Genomic DNA, 18639 nt, shown 5'->3' with positions numbered 1-18639 from the left:
CCCAACTCGCTAAAATTTGGCCAGACTATCAAATTCTGGCCAAAAAATGCATCGCACTGGCATCTCGGAAGCCAAGAACAATTTTTCCGGACTCATCGATCGGGTTCTGAGAGGAGAGGAAGTCCGAATCACTCGTCACGGCAAGGAAGTCGTGCGGATGCTGCCGCTCAGGCGCAAGCCCGTCATCACGGACGAGCAGATCGCCCGGGAACTCGACCAGATCGACGCACTGCACAAGACCATCCGACCTGGTCCGGGCTGGCGCGAGCTGCGCGACGAAGGCCGGCAGGAATGACAGCCTTCATTCTCGACGCCTCGGTCACGGCGGCCTGGCTGCTGCCCGACGAGGCCAGCGATCACACGCGGCGTCTCTACGCGTTGATCCGCCGCGACGAAGTCGACCCGCAAGCGCCCGATCTCTGGCAATGGGAATGCGCGAACATCATCGCCAACGGCGTACGCCGTGGGCGAATCCCAGCTTCGAGCGTCGAGGGCCTCTGGAGCGTCCTCGAGGCGGTGCGGCATCGCGTCGAGCTCCATGAGCTGGCGCCCGCGCAGCACAAGGCCGCGCTTGCCGTGGCGCTCGATGCAGGGCTTTCGGCGTACGACGCGGGCTACATGTGGCTCGCGCGTTCTCTCAACCTTCCGCTCCTCACTTTCGACCAGCGCCTGGCGAGTGCGGCGCCTGCCTGCGGTGTGAAGGTGCTCGACATCGCCGAACTCTGAACATGCAACACGACAAGATCCTCATCCTCGACTTCGGCTCCCAGGTCACGCAGCTCATCGCGCGGCGCGTGCGCGAGGCACACGTGTATTCCGAGGTGCACCCCTGCGACGTCTCCGGCGAATGGGTGCGCGAGTACGCCGCCGACGGCCGGCTGAAGGGCGTGATCCTTTCGGGCAGCCACGCGAGCGTGTACGAAGAGACGACCGACAAGGCACCCCAGGCCGTCTTCGAACTCGGTGTTCCGGTGCTGGGCATCTGCTACGGCATGCAGACGATGGCGCACCAGCTCGGCGGCAAGGTCGAGGGCGGGCACAAGCGCGAGTTCGGCTTCGCGTCGGTGCGTGCGCGCGGCCACACCGAACTGCTGCGCGACATCCAGGACTACGCCACGGCCGAAGGCCACGGCATGCTCAACGTGTGGATGTCGCACGGCGACAAGGTCGCCGAAATGCCGCCCGGCTTCAAACTCATGGCGTCCACCGACAGCTGCCCGATCGCGGGCATGGCCGACGAGTCGCGGCGCTTCTACGCCGTGCAGTTCCACCCTGAGGTCACGCATACGCAGCAGGGCCGCGCGATCCTCGAGCGGTTCGTGCTGGGCATCTGCGGCGCGAAGCCGGACTGGGTGATGCGCGATCACATCGCCGAAGCGGTGGAGAAGATTCGCGCGCAGGTGGGCGGCGAGGAAGTGATCCTCGGGCTGTCGGGCGGTGTCGATTCGTCCGTGGCCGCGGCGCTGATCCACCGTGCGATCGGCGAACAGCTCACGTGCGTCTTCGTGGACCACGGGTTGCTCAGGCTCGGCGAAGGCGACATGGTGATGGACATGTTCGAAGGCCGCCTGCACGCGAAGGTCGTGCGCGTGGACGCGAGCGAACTCTTCCTCGGCAAGCTCGAAGGCGTGAGCGACCCCGAAGCGAAGCGCAAGATCATCGGCAGCCTCTTCGTGGACGTGTTCAAGGCCGAGGCCGCGAGGATTCGCGAGACGCATGCGCGCACGGTGGCGTGGCTCGCCCAGGGGACGATCTACCCCGACGTGATCGAATCGGGCGGCGCGAAGACCAAGAAGGCCGTGACGATCAAGAGCCATCACAACGTGGGCGGCTTGCCGGAACAGTTGGGCCTGAAGCTGCTCGAGCCGCTGCGCGACCTGTTCAAGGACGAAGTCCGCGAACTGGGGCTGGCGCTGGGGCTGCCGCACGAGATGGTGTACCGCCATCCGTTCCCCGGACCGGGGCTGGGCGTGCGCATCCTCGGCGAGGTAAAGCGCGAATACGCCGATCTCCTGCGGCGGGCGGACGCGATCTTCATCGAGGAGCTTCGCGGTTTCCGGGACGAGCAGAGCGGCAGAAGCTGGTACGACCTCACGAGCCAGGCTTTCGCGGTGTTCCTGCCGGTGAAGAGCGTGGGCGTGATGGGTGACGGGCGCACGTACGACTACGTCGTCGCGCTGCGCGCGGTGCAGACGAGCGACTTCATGACGGCCGACTGGGCGGAACTGCCCTATGCGCTCCTGAAGAAAGTGTCGGGCCGGATCATCAACGAGGTGCGGGGCATCAACCGCGTGACCTACGACGTGAGCACGAAGCCGCCGGCGACGATCGAGTGGGAGTAGCCCCGATCGTATGCAAAAAACGATGATTATCGTTTGATTTTGCGTATGCATACAGGCTCACATACCGCAGTGCCTGAGCCCATCGTGCGCGGTTCTCACCACGAGGAGGAAGCCCATTGACGCAACGACCTGTCGCCTTGCTCTACCCCGGAGACCGTGCGGCCCGCGACCGCTCGAATCCGGCCGAGAGCCGGTTCGCCGCCTTGTTCGACGCCTTCGCGTCCGCGGGCATCCGCGCGGAGGCGGCCGTGTATCACGACGACTTCGCGGACGAAGTGCAGGCGCAGCTTCGCAACGCCGCGCTCGTTCTCGTCTGGCACAACCCGATCCACGAGGGGCGGCGTCGCGATCGCCTGGATGCCATGCTGCGGGAGCTCGCCGATTCCGGCGTGACGGTCAGCGCGCATCCGGACACCATCCTGAAGCTCGGAACGAAAGACGTGCTCTTCGACACCCGCGATCTGCCTTTCGGCAGCGACGTGCACCGGGTCGAGTCGCTTTCCGAGCTGAAGACGCGGCTGCCGCAACGGCTCGCTCGCGGCGCGCGCGTGCTGAAGCAGCACCGGGGCCACAGCGGAATCGGCGTGTGGCGGGTCGAAAGCGTCGCAGACTCGGATGGCCTCGTGCGCGTGCTGCATGCCGAACGCGGCAGCGTCGATGAGGTGATCGCATTGGCCGAACTGATGCGGCGGCTCGCTCCGTACTTCGAACCCGCGAGAGGCGGGCACATGATCGATCAGCCCTGGCAGCCGCGCCTCGTCGATGGAACCGTGAGGGCCTACCTCGTGGAGGATCGCGTCGCGGGCTTCGGCCTTCAGGCCGTCAACGCGCTGTTTCCGGCGGCGCCCGACGGGCAAACTCGCGAGCCAGGTCCGCGGCTCTATCACGACGCGGACTTGCGGGAATGCCAGGGTCTGCGACGGCTGCTCGAGTCCGGGTGGATCGAACAGCTGCGAACCCGGGTCGGCGTGCCCCACGCGCGGCTTCCGCTCCTGTGGGACTGCGACTTCATGTACCGTGAGCACGGCAGCGCGGATGCGGACGGGTTCGTGCTCTGCGAGATCAACGTCAGCAGCGTCGCGCCCTTTCCGCCGTCCGTGATCGGTCCCTTGGTCGAGGCGGTCCGGCGCCGTCTTGTCCATTCGAGCTGAGTCCATGCGGCTGCACCCGGTTGCCGCTACAGTCGAGCCATGTACCAGCCGCCTCAATTCAAGTCCGAGGATCGCGCCATCGCCGCGGAGCTGATGCGCGCGCATTCGTTCGCGAGTCTCGTGTCGGTGGACGACGGCGGCCTGCCGTACGTCACGCACCTGCCGCTGCACCTGCGCGAGCGCGACGACCGCTTCGTGCTGCTCGGACACTGCGCCAGGCCGAATCCCCACTGGCGCTACCTGCAGGCGCGCCCGACGGCGCTCGTGACTTTCCTCGGGCCGCACGCCTATCAGTCGCCGAAGATCTATGCGGACCGCCAGCGTGTGCCGAGCTGGAACTACCTGGCTGTGCATTGCACCGTGCAGGCGCGGCTGCTCGAAGCGCCTGAGCAGAAGGAAGTCGTGCTCAAGAGCCTGATCGGCGACCACGAAGCCGCTTACGCCGAGCAATGGGCGAGTCTCGACGAAGCTTTCCGGCTGTCGATGCTCGCGGGCATCATGGCATTCGAACTCGACGTCGTCCGCTGGGAATGCAAGCTGAAGCTGAACCAGCACCGCCCGGAATCGCACGCGCGGCTTCGCGCCGCCTACGCCGAAGGTAACGCCGATGAACGCGCGCTCGCCGAGTGGATGCAACGGCTCGGCCTGAAGGGGCTCGAAGGGAACTGACATGCGTGGTGTCCTCGGGATCATCGGGCTCGTGGTGGCCGTTGTCATCGTCGGCCTCATCGCCCGGAAGCAGCTTGCTTCGGTGCAGGTTCCCGCGGTGCCCACCGTGGCCGTGCCCGGGCAGCCCGCGCCCGCAGTCGGAACCCCAGCGAACACCAAGCAGCAGCTGGACCAGCTCAAGTCGGGCATCGAGGCCACGCTGCAGCAGCCGCGAGACACGACCGACGAAAAAAAGTAGACGGCGCGGATGACCGACGAGGACTTCATGCGTCTCGCGCTCGAGGAGGCGCGGCTTGCGGCAAGCGAAGGCGAAGTACCCGTGGGCGCGGTGGTCGTGCACGAAGGACGCGTGATCGGCCGCGGCCGCAATGGGCCCGTGCACCGTCACGACCCGACTTCCCACGCCGAGATCGTCGCACTGCGCGAAGCCGCCGCCGCGATCGGCAACTACCGGCTCGACGGGTGCGAGCTCTACGTCACGCTCGAACCCTGCGCGATGTGCTGCGGCGCGATGCTGCATGCCCGCCTGAAGCGCGTGGTGTTCGGCGCGGCCGATCCCAAGACGGGCGCGGCCGGCTCCGTCATCGACATCTTCGGCAACCCGCAGCTCAATCATCAGACGCAAGTGCGCGACAGCGTGCTCGCCGATGAGTGCGGCGAATTGCTGAGCCGATTCTTCCAATCTCGAAGGCAGGAGGCACGGATGAATGGATATCGCTTGCGTGACGATGCGTTGCGAACGCCCGATTCGCGCTTCGAAAGCTTGCCCGGCTACCCATGGGCGCCGCGGTACCTGAACGACCTGCCGGCGCTCGCGGGCCTGCGCATGCACTACCTCGACGAGGGCCCGGCCGATGCGCCGCTCACGTGGCTGTGCCTGCACGGCAATCCCTCGTGGAGCTACCTCTATCGCAGGATGATCCCGGTCTTCCTCGCGGCCGGAGACCGCGTGGTGGCGCCGGACATCATCGGCTTCGGCAAGAGCGACAAGCCGAAGAAGGAATCCGCCCATACCTTCACCTGGCACCGGCAGGTGCTGCTCGAATTCGTGGAGCGGCTCGATTTGCGCGACATCGTGCTCGTCGTGCAGGACTGGGGCGGCCTTCTGGGGCTCACGTTGCCGATGGAAGCACCCGACCGGTATCGCGGCTTGCTCGTGATGAACACGGCACTCGGGACGGGCGATGTGCCGCTCACGCCGGGCTTTCTCGCCTGGCGCGAGATGTGCGCGAAGAATCCCGATTTCGACGTGGCGCGTCTTTTCGCCCGCGGCAATCCGCACATGACCCCTGCGGAATGCGCCGCGTACGATGCGCCGTTCCCGGATCGCGGCCATCGCGCGGCCACGCGAGTCTTCCCGCCGATGGTCCCGGAGTTCCCCGACTCCGATGGCGCCGCGGTCTCGCGGCGCGCGCGCGACTTCCTCTCGAACGAGTGGCAGGGCAAGACGCTGATGGCCGTGGGCGCGAAAGACCCGGTGCTCGGGCCGCCCGCGATGGAAGCATTGCGCTCCGTGATCCGCGGCTGTCCTGCGCCGATGCTCGTTGCCGAGGGCGGACACTTCGTCCAGGAGCATGGCGAAGAGATCGCGCGCGCCGCGGTGGGATACTTCCGCGCGTGAATCAACGCATCTACGTCTTTTCGCCTTCGAGCGCGGTGCGCGACAAGGCCGCCGTGCGGCGCGGCGTCGCGCGCCTGAAGGCGCTCGGCCACGAGGTCGAGCTCGATCCGGACGCATTCACCACGCACATGCGCTTCGCGGGCGACGACGCCACGCGGCTCGCGGCCATCTCGCGCGCGGCGAAAAGCGGCGCGGCCATCGCGATCATCACGCGCGGGGGCTACGGCCTCACGCGGCTTCTGCCCGCCATCGACTACAAGGCGGTGGCGAAGGCGATCGATCGCGGAACGAAGTTCGTGGGGCTGAGCGACTTCACGGCGTTCCAGAACGCGGTGCTCGCCACCACCGGCCGCGCGACGTGGGCGGGGCCTGCGGTCGGCGAGGACTTCGGCGTCGAAGGCGAGCCCGACGACATCATGCAGGCTTGCTTCGAGGAACTTGCCGACGGCACGGGCGAGGGCGCCGGCTGGCAGCTTCCGAAGGCGGAGGCGGTGGCCAAGCCCATGCATGCCGAGGGCATCCTCTGGGGCGGCAACCTGGCCGTGCTCACGGCGCTCGCGGGCACGCCGTGGATGCCGCGAGTCGCGGGAGGCATCGTGTTCCTGGAGGATGTCCATGAGCACCCGTACCGGATCGAACGCATGCTCACGCAGCTTCTCTACACGGGCTTGCTCGCGAAGCAGAAGGCCATCGTGCTCGGCCGCTTCACCAACTACAAGGCCGTGCCCAACGACAAGGGTTTCAAGCTGCAGACGGTCGTGGACTGGCTGCGATCGAAAGTGAAGGCGCCCGTCTTCACCGGGCTGCCCTTCGGCCACGTGCCGACCAAGGTCGCGCTGCCCGTGGGCGCGAAAGTCCACCTGTCGGTGGAAGGCCGCGATGCTTTCCTGATCTGGGGGAACCGGCGCTGAAGGGCCGGTTCGCCTGGCGTCAGCCCACCAGCGGGCTCGGGCGCGAATTCATGCTGCCGGGCACGAGGCCGCGGAACATGTCGGTGATGCGCTGGACTTTCTGCCGCGCGACGATCTCCCCATCCATCGCCGCGAGCGCCGCCATCAGGTCGCCGCGCAGGTACCAAAGCGCCTGGACGTCGCTCGCGTAGCGGATGCGCCGTGTGACCTGGGAAAACCGCTTCGGCCCCGCCTCGCCGAGCAGCGCGAGCATGGACTCGCGGATGTCTTCCATGCCGCTCTCGAGGATCGACTCCGACGGCGACTGCGCATGTCCAAGCAGGCCGTAGATGCTGTTCCTGAGATTGGGTTTGAGCCAGCGCATGGTGGATGAGGCAGTGCGTGCCTCTAAGGTAGGTGTAGCGTGCGTAAAGAGCAAGTCGGTGGCGTGACGGATTTCGCAAAAAACTATACGCAAAATCAACGAGTTGGTAACGAGTCGTGAGGGTAGGGCCTCTCGGTAGACCAGAGGTTCAAAGCTTGCCCCCGTCAAGTTTCGCGAGAAGGGAACTTTCCGGGCGCGGCTCGATGCAGATGCGCCGGATCGCCTCGAATCGCCGGTTAGGCGTCACTGCGGCCTCACTGCGGCTTGATGCCCGCCGCGTCCATCGCCTGGTGCCAGGTCTCGAGCTGATCCTTCACGAACGCCTTCAGCTCCTGCGGACTGCTCGGCCGAATCTGGAACGCGAGCCGCTCGCTTTGCTCGCGCACGTCGGGTCGATCCAGCACGGTTCGCAATGCCCGCGCGATGCGCTCGACGGTGTCGGGGGCCATGCGCGGCGGACCGAAGAGGCCGAGCCAGGGCACGACGTCGACCCGGCCGACGCCGGCTTCGCCCAGTGTGGGCGCCTCCGGCACCAGCGTGCTTCGCCGGGGCAGCGTCGTGGCCAGCACGCGAACCCGTCCATCCTTCGCGAAGCCGAGCCCGCCGCCGGAGGCGATCGCGAACTGGATGCGCCCGGCCATCAGGTCCTGGAACATCGGCGCTTCGCCCTTGTACGGCACGTTCACCATCTGGATATCGGCCTTGCGGGCGAACTGCAGGCTCGCCAGCGTCGCGAAAGCGGTGCCGCTGCCGTGGTTGAGCGCGCCGGGACGGGCGTGGGCGAGGGCGATCAGCTCGTTCACCGACCTGGCGGGCACGCCATCGTGCACGTAAAGGAAGAACGCCGCGTCGCAGACCAGCCCGATCGGCGTGAAGCCGTTCACGGGATCGTACGGCGGCTGCAGCCGCGCAAGCGGCGCGTAGGTCATCCCCGTGCCGGCGCCCATGAGCAGCGTGTAGCCATCGGCCGGCGAGTTGGCCACGGTCTCGCCCGCGATCACGCCGTCCGCGCCGGGCTTGTTTTCGATGACGACGGGCTGGCCGAGCGCCTGCGACAGCGGCTGCGCGATCGCGCGCGCCATCACGTCGGAGGCCCCGCCCGCCGGGAAGGGCACGAGGATGCGGATCGCGTGGTCCGGATAGTCGGCCCAAGCGGTGAAGGACAGGGACAACGCGAAGGCCGCGACTGCCGCCCGGAAGAGATGTGCCGCCAACATTCGCGTCATGAAGTCCCCCGTCTGCGGCGCAGTCTAACCGTGTTTGATGGGCAACTCCAGAGTGAAGACGGCCCCGTGCCCAAGCCCGTCGCTGTGCACGGTGAGGCGTCCGCCCATCTCCATCGCCGCGAGCGCGCTGCTGTGCAGGCCGAAGCCGTGCCCTTCCTTGCGGGTGGTGAATCCGTGCGCGAAGATGCGCGAAAGGTTCTCGGGCGCGATGCCTTCGCCGCCGTCGTGCACGCCGATGCGCAGGTACGCCGCGCCGTCGACGTCTTCGAGGGCTGTGCGCAGCGTGAGGCGGCGCAAAGGCTCGGGCATGTTCTCCATCGCCTGCGCCGCGTTGGCGATCAGGTTCACGAGCACCTGCAGCAGCCGCTGCTTGTCGAGCGCCGCCGCGGGGATGTCGTCGTAGCGCCGCACCACCATCACACCCGAGCGGTCGATGCGCTCGCCGCACAGACGCAGTGCTTCTTCCAGCAAGTCCTCGGGCCGCGCCGTCTCGAGCACGCTGGAGGGCCCGGCGTGCGACTGCTGGGTGGCGACCACGTACGTGATGTGCTCCACGCTGCTCGTGAGCCGGTCCAGATCCGCCAGTGCTTCCCGGCGCTCCGCGTCGAGCGCCTGCACCGCCTGCTCCATGTACCCGACCACGACCTGGCCGCGCGGATCGCTCAGCACGAAGCGCCCGAGGTCGCCCTCGTGCTGCCTGAGCAGGCCCACGGCACGCATGAGCCCTTCGATCCTCGAATTGGAGATCGTGCGCCGCACGACGCTCGCCGAAACGTTGATGCTGTTCAGAACGTTGCCCACGTTGTGCAGCACGTTGTTCGCGATCTCGGCCTTGCCCGCGCGGCGCGCGGTCGCCACGAGCTGCTCCTGCGCCTGTTCCAGCTCGAGCGTTCGCGCGTGCACGCGCTGCTCGAGGCTTTCGTAGAGCTGGGCGTTGGCGAGCGACACGGCGAGTTGCCCCGCGATCAGCATCACCGCATCGAGCCGTTGCGAATTGAACGCGGCGCGCCCGAGGCGGCTTTCCAGCAGCAGCATCGCGCGCCTCGTGCCCTGGCTCGAGATCGGCGCGACGAGCAGGGAGCAAAGCGGCACGCCCGCGAAGTAGGGATCGCGCGCGAACCGGTCGTCGCGCACCGCGTCGTCCACGACCAGCGCTTCGCCGGTGCGGTCGGCGTACGCGAATGCCGACAGGGGCAGCAGGCGCCGCTCGGCCGCCTGCGCCACCGAAATCGACGACTCCCCCGGGGCGGGCGCGAGCAGCCACCAGCGATCTTCGTTGCGCGAGAGCACGAGCACCTTGGTGGCACCGCTCAAGGCGGCCATGACCTCCGTCACGCGCGAGCTCAATCGCTCCAGACTCGTCTCGGAACTGAGGGCCTGCGAGGCGCGAAGCACACCCATCAGGTCGAGTGCGTCGGCGGAGACGCTGTCCGCCGCGCCGGCCGCGCGGTTCGCCGCCACGGGCAATGCCGCCGTCATGGCGCCGAGGAAGCCGTGGTCGCGCTGCATCTGTGCGACCTTGACCGATGCGCCCCAGGCCTCGTACACGTCGCGCGCTTCGGCGAGCAGCCTGCGGCCCACATGCGTGAGCCCCTGATGGAGCTGAAACAGTCCCGCGCGCTCGGTGATCAATGCCCTTTGCCAGGGGCGCTGGCGGCTCTGCACTTCGCCGAGCGCCGCGTCGAAGGCGAGGCCGGCAGCCCGCACGTCGCCCACCGCCCAGGCTCGTTCCGCATCCAGCAGCAGCAGCAGATGCAGGAAGTTGGCGGGCTGGTCGGCCGCTCGCCGCGCGAGCCAGCCGCGGCAGAAGTCGAGCTCGGCGAGCATGGCCTCGGCGTCGACGGCCGAATCGCGCTGAATCTGCCAGGCCCGCGCGAGCGCCACCGAGAAATACGCGCGCATCGAGACGTAATACCCCGGCAGCACGCGCATGAGCGGAATGAGGGCGCAGGCGTGCCGGGCGAGCGCATCCACGTCGCCGAGCAGCTGCGCATGCAGGGCCCGGTACTCCGTGTACGTCACTTCCATGTACGGCGAGCGTCCGACGCGGGCGAGAAACGCCTGCTCGTCGAGCACCGGATCGCGCGGGGTTTCCTCCGAGGGCGGGCGGCCCCGCAGCGCGCCGAGCAGCTGGCTCACGCACGCGTGCTGCACGGCCGCGTGCAGGTTCCCCGTGCGCTCGCACAGGCTCAAGCCGGCCTTGACCTCGGCATCCGAGATGGCGATGGTGGGCGCGGTGTCGACCAGCACCGTCGTGAGGATCACGTGGACGTAGCACGCATAGGCGGCGTCGCCGCGCGTGCGCACGACGTCGTAGGCGCGAGCGCATTGCTCGACGGTGTCTTCCAGCGGCTCGAACCAGTGGCTCGCGTAGCTCGCGAAGATGAAGCGCGCCTCGCCCGTCTGCGGCTCGTAGCCGAGCGCTTCGCCCACGGCGAGCACGTGGCGGGCGACGTCGTAGGCGGTGCGAAAGTCGTTCCTGATGGCAATGAGCATGCCGCTCAGGCGCCCGAGGCTCGCCACGAGTTCCGGGCAGGGGCCGTACTCCGCCCAGAGGCGCTGGCTTTCGAGCAGCAGCCACACGAGCGGCTTCGTGTCGAGAAAGACGAGCGCCGCGCGCACCGCGCGGCTCATGAGCTTCGCCATCGCGAGCGAGCGGCGGTTGTGCACTTGCGGACGGCGCGCATGATCGAGCCGGCTGTCCTGCCGCACCCACTCGGCGAGCGCGTCCAGCCGCTGCTGCGTGTCCGGTGTCGCGAAGTCCGGAGGCACGTCGAGCCCGAGCTGCGCGAGCAGGCCGAGCCCGAGCTTCAGCGAGTCGCCCATGCGCCCGCGCATGCTGAGGCTTCGCATCTGCAGGCACGTGGGCTCCACGAGGTCGAGCGGATCGGACGCCCGAGCCTGCATCGAGGCGAACAGCGGGTCGGATTCGTCGAGCCGCCCGAGGCTGTAGAGCGCCGCATGGCGGGCCACGTCGACCGCCGCCCGAAGCTCCGCGTCCCCCGGCGACGCCGGGCCCGGCGCCAACCCCACGAGCAGATCGTCGGCGGCCGCGAGGTAACGCTCGGCCGAGCCGAACCTCGCCACCGCCGCGAGCGCCTGCGCCTGCGCATGGAACAGACGCGCGACGCGGCGCTGTTCCTGCGGATCGGGCAGCCTGCCGACGCAGGCGAGATACTGCTGCGCGGCTTCGTCCTCGAAGGCCGGCTCGCTCGCGAGGCGCCTCGCCATGACGAGCTGCCTCGCGTGCCGCCCCTCCTCGTCCATCGTGCCCAGCACCGCCTGCTGAATGCGGTCGTGCCGAAAGCCGATGCTGTCCTGCCCGCCCGTGCGGTCGGCCACGAGAAGCCCATCGGCGAGCGGATCGCGCAGGTGTCTTTGCAGATCGTCCTCGCGCAGACCGGCCGCCGTGGCAAGCAGCCTGCAGTCGACGGGGTTGCCGAGGCAGCTCGCCAGTTGCAGCAGCTCGCGCGACGGCGGGGGCAGCCTCGCCACGCGCGCGGCAAGCAAGTCCACCACATTGCCTCGCCCGACGAAGCGGCGGACCCGCTCTTCGTCCCACTGCCATCCGCTTTCCGCCAGGACGAGCACGCCGTCGCGCCGCAGCGCGTTGAGCATTTCCAGCGTGTCGAACGGGTTGCCCGACGTCAGCGCGTGAACGGCCCGGCCCAGCTCGACCGCGGCAAGCCGGTCGAGCCGCAGCATCAGCGCCACGAGCTCCGTCATGCCGTCGACCCCGAGGCTCGGCAGCGCGATCTCGATCGGCGGCCGGGGCAGCCCGCGCCACTGGGCGAGCAGGGCGGGCAGCACCTCCGACTCGCCTCCGCGGTACGCGGCCACGAAGAGCAGGCCTCGCAGATTCGTCTCGCCGATGAGGCGCTCCAGCACCCGCAGCGGCGCGGGCCCGGCCCAGTGCAGGTCGTCCAGCACGATCACGAGAGGGCGTTCGGGCGATGCGATCGCCGCGAGGAGATCCGCGGTGGCCTGCTGCAACTGCGGCTGGGCGTGCTTGGGGTCCACCTCCGGGGCGCCGGGCTGCGGTCCGAGCAGCAGTTCGAATTCGGGCAGCATGCGCGTGATGAGGCCGCTGCTGCGGCCCAGCCCCTCGAGGATGCGCTGGCGATACGCCGCCGATTCGTTCCTCGGCCGGGCGAGCAGCAGGCGGCCGAGCGAGCGAAGCGCCTGGATGAGCGCGCCGGTGACCGCGCGTTCCTTCTGGTACTGATCGAACTTGCCGTGGACGAACCAGCCGCCGGCCGCCTGCACGAGCGGCCGCAGTTCGTTCACGAGCGCGCTCTTGCCCACGCCCGCCGCGCCCTCGATCAGGACCGCGCGCGATCCGGCCGCGAGCGCGTCGGCGAAAGCCGCGCGCAACATGGCGAGCTCGGCCTCGCGGCCGACGAGCCGCGCGGGCGCGGTGAGCCGCGCGGGAAAGTCGCGCTCGCCCAGCTCGAACAGGTCGCTTGCGCCCTGTTCGAGCTCCAAGCGCAACCGCTTCAGGTCGTGCAGCAGGCCCTCGGCACTCTGGTAGCGCTGTTCCGGCTCCTTGGCGAGCAGGCGCATGATGATGGCCGAGAGGCCCGCGGGCACGCGCGAGTCGAGCTGCGAAGGCGCGGTCGGCTCCCGCACCAGATGATCGTGGATGAGTTCGAGCGTGTCCCGCGACTCGAAGGGCAGCCGGCCCGTGGCCATCTCGAAGAGCGTCGCGCCGAGCGCATAGAGGTCCGATCGCTGGTCGACGGGCCGCCCGGTGCGCCCGGTCTGTTCGGGCGAGAGGTAGGCCAGCGTGCCGGCCATCGCACCGTCCTGCGGGCCGGCGCGATGCTCTTCGCTCAAGACCGCCACGTCGAAATCGATGAACGTGGGCTGAAGAGCGGGGGAGAGCACGATGTTGCCGGGGTGGACATCCCGGTGGATGATCCCGGCCCGATGGATTTCGCCCAGCGTGCGGGCGAGCTGCGGCGCGAGCGCGAGGACGGTGAGCAGATCGCACTTGCCGGAGCGAACGACGTGGGCGAGGGTGAGAGTTCCGCAGTCCCGCAGGAGCAGCATGCCGTCGGGAGGGGTGCCTTCGGCCAGCTGCACGACGCCTTCGATTCGCGCGAGACGCGCGAGCACGTCCTTTTCCTGCAGCAGGCGCAACGGCCCGCGAGGTCCAAGGTATTCCTTGCAGACGAGGCGAGCGCCGTCCGGCTGGGTCTGGATGCGCGAGACGCGCGTCGTCGCGCTTGCGTAGAGGAGCTCCTTCGCTCCCGTGCCATGGAACGCCACGCTGGCTGGATCCTGGGACGGGAGGGGCATCTGCTGGAGCGTTGGGTGCTGGACATTGCAGGTTACTAGCGGTGGGAGCGGACCGCAATGGCGTCAGCGATCATGGTCCTTGCTCATCCGTGGCCATGATCACCAGGGCGAGTCGAACTCGACTAATCTTGCGCGATGCTCGATCGCACCGCCGCCTTGCTCGCTCTCGATCATCAGGCGCCTTCCGAGTCATCGCGCCGGGGAGCGCTCGTCGTTTTCTGCTTGTCGCTCGGGCTGTTCGCGGCGCTGCTTCCCTTTGCCAAGACGCAAGCGCGCGCGGTTGCGCTGTTCGTGCCGGTCAACCAGATCGTTCTGGTCGCCAACGAGCTGATCACGATGGTGCTGCTGCTGGGCCAATGGCATCTGGCCCGCAGCAAGGCGGTGCTGCTGCTTGCCTGCAGCTACCTGTTCTGCGCCACGATGGCCGTCGTCCATCTGCTGTCGTTCCCGGGCGCCTTCGCTTCGGGCGGCGTGGTGGGCGGCGGCGCCCAGACGACGGCGTATCTCTATGTCTTCTGGCACACCGGACTTGCGATCTTCGGGCTGGCCTATGCGATCGCGCGGCGGCGAGACGCGCAGACGCACGGCACGTGGTCGCAGACGGCCGTTGCCGCGCTGCTCGCCACCCTCGTTGCCGCCGCCGCGGCCGCTTTTGTGGCGATCGCGCAGAGCGAATCGTTGCCGCCGCTGCTCGCCGGCAACCACTATTCGGCGGGATTCAACGGCTTTCGCTACGGCCAGTGGCTGCTGATGGCCGCCGCCGCCGTCGCCGTGTGGAAGACCCCGCGCCGCTCGACGCTCGATCTGTGGTTCGCGGTCGCCCTGTGCGGATCGTTCTTCGAAATCGGGCTCGTGGCCATCTTCAACGCCGGGCGATTCGACGTAGGCTTCTACGCGGGACGGATCTACGCGCTGCTCGCCTCCCTGAGCGTGCTTGCGATGCTGCTCGTGGAGCAGGCGCGCATGCACCTGGCGCTCGCGCGCGCGCGCCGCACGATCGAGGAAGAATCCGCCCGGCAGGAAGTCGAAGCACGGTTTCGCCTCATGGTCGACGCCATGCCGCAACTCGCCTGGATCGCGCGCGCCGACGGCTGGATCCACTGGTACAACCGGCGCTGGTACGAATACACGGGTGCGACCGCCGAGGACATGGAGGGCTGGGGTTGGCAGAAGGTCCACGACCCGGCGGTGCTCGCGAGCGTGATGGAACGATGGACCCGCTCGATCGCCACGGGAGAGCCTTTCGAGATGGTGTTTCCGCTCAAAGGCGCCGACGGCCGGTTTCGCGACTTCCTCACGCGCGTGGTGCCGATGCGCGACGAGAGCGGACACGTCACGCAGTGGTTCGGCACCAACACCGACGTCACGCGGCAGATCGAGATCGAGCAGGCGTTGCGCGAATCGGACCTGCGCAAGGACGAATTCCTCGCCACCTTGTCGCACGAGCTGCGCAATCCGCTCGCGCCCATCCGCACGGCGGTGGAGCTCATCTCGCGTGCAGAACCCTTGCCCAAGCTGGCGGCGGACGCGGTGCGCATCCTCGATCGGCAGTCGCGCCATCTCACGCGGCTGGTGGACGATCTGCTGGAGCTCTCGCGCATCACGCAAGGCAAGCTGAACCTGAACGTGCAGCGAATATCGCTGAACACCTGCGTGCGCGATGCGGTCGAGGCCGTGCGCCCCGCCGCCTTGGCCGCCGGTCAGCGGCTGGAGATGGATGCCGACTCGCTCGAGCTGTTCGTGCAAGGCGATGCGACGCGCATCACGCAGTGCGTGCTCAACCTGCTCACCAACGCGGTCAAGTTCACGCCGCACGGCGGCCAGTCGCGTATTGCCGTCTCGCACGACAGCCGCTTCGCCCGCGTGGTGGTGGCCGACACCGGAGTGGGCATACCCGCAGAGCACCTGGAGCGCATCTTCGAGAAATTCTCCCAGCTCACGCCGGCGCTGCAGCGCACCCACGGCGGCTTGGGCATCGGACTCGCGTTGGCGCGAGCCCTGGCCCACATGCACGGCGGCGAGGTCCGCGCGAGCAGCCCCGGACCGGGGCAGGGCAGTACATTCGAGTTGACGCTGCCGTTGGCGGACGTGCAGGCTCCCCATTCGACGGCGGCCCCTCGGCCAACGCCGGGCGAGCCGCCCATCGGCGCGCGGCGCGTGCTGGTCGTGGACGACAACGTCGATGCCGCCGCCTTGCTCGCCGATAGCCTGCGCCATTTCGGCCACGAAGTACGCGAGGCGCACGACGGCGCGCAGTGCCTGCAGGTCACGCGGGAGTTCGAGCCGCACGTGATCTTGCTGGACCTCGGCATGCCGGTCATGAACGGCCTGGAAGCCGCGCAAGCGCTGCGCCGATCGGGCAACCGGGCCTTCCTCGTCGCCGTGACAGGGTGGGGCCAGGAGAAAGACCGCGACACCACACGCGCGAGCGGATTCGATCTGCACCTGACCAAGCCGGTCGACCTGGCTCAGGTGCTCTCCATTCTGGAAAGTCTGGATCGCGACGCGCGCACGGTCGAGCAGTGAGCCGGGGCGGGTTAGTCGCGAATCTCGCCTTGCTTCAGAGCGAGACCGCCGGTACGCCCGACTTCGTCGCGGCCCGGGACAGCAGCTGCTCCAGCGCGGCGACGTCGACCGGCTTCACGAGGTGGTGGTCGAACCCGGCTTCCTGCCCCTTGGTGCGGTCGGCATCCTGTCCCCAGCCGGTCAGCGCAATGAGCGTGCCCGGCCACTCGGGATGCCGGGCGCGCAAGGTGCGCGCGACCTGGTAGCCGTCCATGTCGGGCATGCCGATGTCCAGCAGGATGGCATCGTGGCGCTCGCGCTCGAACAAGTCGAGGGCCGCCTGACCGCCGTGTGCCACCTGCGCCTGCGCGCCCAGCAACTGCAGGAGCACTTGCAGCGTATCGGCCGCGTCGCGGTTGTCGTCCACGACGAGGACGCGAATTCCCGGCAACGCCTGCGCCGTTTTCGGCGCTGCGGCTTGCGGCTGCGACGGTGCTTCGAGCGGCAAGGACAGCGTGAAGGTCGCGCCGCGGCCGGGCCCATCGCTTTGCGCCTCGAGCGTTCCGCCGTGCATCTCCACAAGCCGGCGCGACAGCGCGAGCCCGATCCCCAGGCCTTGCGACCGTTCGCCACGCGTGAACATCTCGAACAGGCGCGGCGCTTCTTCGGGCGCGAAGCCAATGCCTCGGTCCTTCACCGTGACCACGACGCGCCCCGCTTCGACCGCTGCACTCACGGCGATATGGCCGCCCGGGTCCATGTAGCGCGTGGCGTTGCTGAGGAGGTTCGACAGCACCTGCGCGAGGCGCGCCGCGTCCGCTTCGAGCCACACAACGCGCTCGCCCAGCGAGACTTCGAGCGTGTGGCCGCGTTCGCGCACCAGCGGCTCGGCGGTTTCGGCCGCGTGCTGCACGACGGCGTGCAGATCGATCCGTTCCTTGCGCAAGGCAAGCGCGCCGCTATTGATGCGCGAGGCCTCCAGCAAGTCGTCGACGAGGCGCACGAGCTGGTTCACCTGGCGCGTCATCATGGGCAGCAGGTCTTCTCGCGCGGCCGAGGGATCGAGTTGCAGCACGTGCAAGCCGTTGCGCAGCGGCGCGAGCGGGTTGCGCAGCTCGTGCGACAAGGTCGCGATGAATTCGTCCTTGCGCCGGTCCGCATTGCGCAAGTCGTCGATGAGGCGCATGCGCTGCTCGTGCAGGCGGGCGTTGTCGATGGCCACCGCCGCCTGCGCCGCGATGCCGGCCACGATGCGCTCGGCCTCCTCGGTGAAGCGCGCCGGCTGCGAGTGCCCGAAGAAAAGGCCGCCGAGCACTTCGCCGGTGCGACTGACGACCGGCACCGCCAGATAGCTGCACACGGGCAGGTGGCCCTTGGGCATGCCGAAGTGCGGGGCGCTGTGGCCATAGCGCGGATCGCGTGTGATGTCGTCCACGCGCACGATGCCCTCGCCGCGGAACGTGGGGCCGAAGACACGCGTGTTGCGCGGCATCGGGAACTGCGAGAAGCGCTCCCGCGGCACGCCCGACAGCGTGTACAGCATGTACGACTCGCCGTCGGCCTTCAGCACGTTGTAGAAGAAGGCGCCGAATTCCGCCGCGCACAACTCCGTGGCCGCATCCGTGGCCGCCTGCACCATCCGTTCGAGGTCCGATTCGGCGGCCAGCGCCAGCCCGACCTCGTTGAGCCTTTCGAAACGGCGCGCCTCGTCCTGCGCGCGCATTTCCGCGAGCTTGCGGTCGGTGATGTCCTGCAGCACACCGACGACGCCGTCCGGCCGCCCGTCGCTCGCGCGCTGGGGCAGGTAGCTGTAGTGAATCCACCGCTCGCCCGTCGCGGGATACTTCACCAGCTCGTCGAACTCGATCGCCTGTCCCTTCAGCGCGGTGTCCATCCTCGGCGCCAGAAGCTCGTAAGTGGCCCCGGGAAGGACTTCGCGCATCGTTCGGCCGATCAGATCGCGTGGACGACTGCCGATGCGCGTCGCGAATGCTTCGTTCACGAAGACGTAGCGCCCCTGTGCATCCACCTGCAGCAGCATGACGGGCGCGCAGTCGGTGACGATGCGCAGTTGCCGTTCGCGCTGGTCGAGCTCGCGCACCGACTCGCGACGCAGCCGCGCCATCTCCAGCCGCCCCGCGACGCGCGCGAGCAGCTCGCGCGCCGTGAACGGCTTTTCCAGGTAGTCGTCGGCGCCCACGCCCGCGCCTTCGATGCGCGACGCTTCTCCGGCGCGAGCCGAGAGCAGCATCAACGGGATGTCGGCCGTGGCCGGGTCCTGGCGCAGCCTTTGCGCGAGCGCGAACCCGTCCAGGCCCGGCATCATCACGTCGCTCAGCACGAGGTCCGCACCGCGCCGCCGGACCGCCTCCAGCGCGGCAAGTCCGTCGCCGACCGCCTCGACGTCGTACCTGTGGGCGAGCAAATCCCGAATGTAGGCGCGCATGTCGGCGTTGTCGTCGGCCAGCACGATGCGCGGGCGCGGTGCCTCGCCCGGCGCGGCGGGCGGCTGCGCGGGCAACTGCGCGGGCGCGGGCGCGGGCGCGGGC

Annotated in this window: 13 protein-coding genes; 9 read left to right on the top strand and 4 right to left on the bottom strand. The window is 68.6% G+C overall.

Features of this window, described 5'->3' with window-relative positions; genetic code table 11:
• Positions 1 to 46 precede the first annotated feature (46 nt).
• The 8 genes from VHA82_RS14140 to VHA82_RS14105 all read left to right on the top strand — a co-directional run bounded on the left by VHA82_RS14140 (position 47) and on the right by VHA82_RS14105 (position 6694).
• Positions 47 to 295, top strand: a complete 249-nt coding sequence (locus tag VHA82_RS14140; protein ID WP_325544726.1) for a type II toxin-antitoxin system prevent-host-death family antitoxin — start codon at positions 47 to 49, stop codon at positions 293 to 295.
• Positions 292 to 726, top strand: coding sequence for a type II toxin-antitoxin system VapC family toxin (locus VHA82_RS14135; protein ID WP_325544724.1), 435 nt, complete (start codon positions 292 to 294; stop codon positions 724 to 726). The genes VHA82_RS14140 and VHA82_RS14135 overlap by 4 nt, the downstream gene beginning before the upstream one ends.
• 2 nt (positions 727 to 728) lie before the next feature.
• The gene (gene guaA, locus VHA82_RS14130) at positions 729 to 2342 is read left to right on the top strand and encodes a glutamine-hydrolyzing GMP synthase (RefSeq protein ID WP_325544723.1); all 1614 of its coding nucleotides are present in this window, start codon (positions 729 to 731) and stop codon (positions 2340 to 2342) included.
• A gap of 116 nt (positions 2343 to 2458) precedes the next feature.
• Positions 2459 to 3493 carry a Cj0069 family protein gene (locus VHA82_RS14125; protein WP_325544721.1) on the top strand — a complete coding sequence of 345 codons (1035 nt, stop codon included), beginning with the start codon at positions 2459 to 2461 and terminating at the stop codon, positions 3491 to 3493.
• A 39-nt stretch (positions 3494 to 3532) separates the two neighbouring features.
• Positions 3533 to 4162, top strand: coding sequence for an FMN-binding negative transcriptional regulator (locus VHA82_RS14120; protein ID WP_325544719.1), 630 nt, complete (start codon positions 3533 to 3535; stop codon positions 4160 to 4162).
• 1 nt (position 4163) lies between these two features.
• Entirely contained in the window at positions 4164 to 4400 is a 237-nt protein-coding gene (locus VHA82_RS14115) for a hypothetical protein (protein WP_325544717.1), read from the top strand.
• Between the two features lie 9 nt (positions 4401 to 4409).
• A complete protein-coding gene (gene tadA, locus VHA82_RS14110) occupies positions 4410 to 5783 on the top strand; it encodes a tRNA adenosine(34) deaminase TadA (protein WP_325544715.1) in 1374 nt (457 codons plus the stop codon).
• Positions 5780 to 6694 (top strand): LD-carboxypeptidase, encoded by a 915-nt coding sequence (locus VHA82_RS14105; RefSeq protein WP_325544713.1) that lies wholly within the window; start codon positions 5780 to 5782, stop codon positions 6692 to 6694. Before tadA ends, VHA82_RS14105 begins: the two co-directional genes overlap by 4 nt.
• Before the next feature lie 19 nt (positions 6695 to 6713).
• Here VHA82_RS14105 and VHA82_RS14100 read toward each other — a convergent pair whose 3' ends face one another.
• The 3 genes from VHA82_RS14100 to VHA82_RS14090 all read right to left on the bottom strand — a co-directional run bounded on the left by VHA82_RS14100 (position 6714) and on the right by VHA82_RS14090 (position 13585).
• Positions 6714 to 7058 carry a hypothetical protein gene (locus tag VHA82_RS14100; RefSeq protein ID WP_325544711.1) on the bottom strand — a complete coding sequence of 115 codons (345 nt, stop codon included), beginning with the start codon at positions 7056 to 7058 and terminating at the stop codon, positions 6714 to 6716.
• A 254-nt stretch (positions 7059 to 7312) separates the two neighbouring features.
• Entirely contained in the window at positions 7313 to 8284 is a 972-nt protein-coding gene (locus tag VHA82_RS14095; RefSeq protein ID WP_325544709.1) for a tripartite tricarboxylate transporter substrate binding protein, read from the bottom strand.
• Between the two features lie 24 nt (positions 8285 to 8308).
• Entirely contained in the window at positions 8309 to 13585 is a 5277-nt protein-coding gene (locus tag VHA82_RS14090; protein WP_325544707.1) for a trifunctional serine/threonine-protein kinase/ATP-binding protein/sensor histidine kinase, read from the bottom strand.
• A 135-nt stretch (positions 13586 to 13720) separates the two neighbouring features.
• On the opposite strand from VHA82_RS14090, the gene VHA82_RS14085 reads away from it, so the two are divergent.
• On the top strand, positions 13721 to 16111 hold the full coding sequence (locus VHA82_RS14085) for an ATP-binding protein (protein ID WP_325544705.1): 2391 nt from the start codon (positions 13721 to 13723) through the stop codon (positions 16109 to 16111).
• A gap of 34 nt (positions 16112 to 16145) precedes the next feature.
• On the opposite strand, the gene VHA82_RS14080 is transcribed toward VHA82_RS14085, so the two are convergent.
• A partial coding sequence (locus tag VHA82_RS14080) for a response regulator (protein ID WP_325544703.1) occupies positions 16146 to 18639 on the bottom strand: 2494 nt, incomplete at its 5' end.

The organism is Ramlibacter sp., from assembly GCF_035548915.1.
Lineage (GTDB): Bacteria > Pseudomonadota > Gammaproteobacteria > Burkholderiales > Burkholderiaceae_C > Ramlibacter.
Note: the sequence above shows the minus strand (reverse complement) of the source record. Positions and strands in the feature narration are given on the sequence as shown.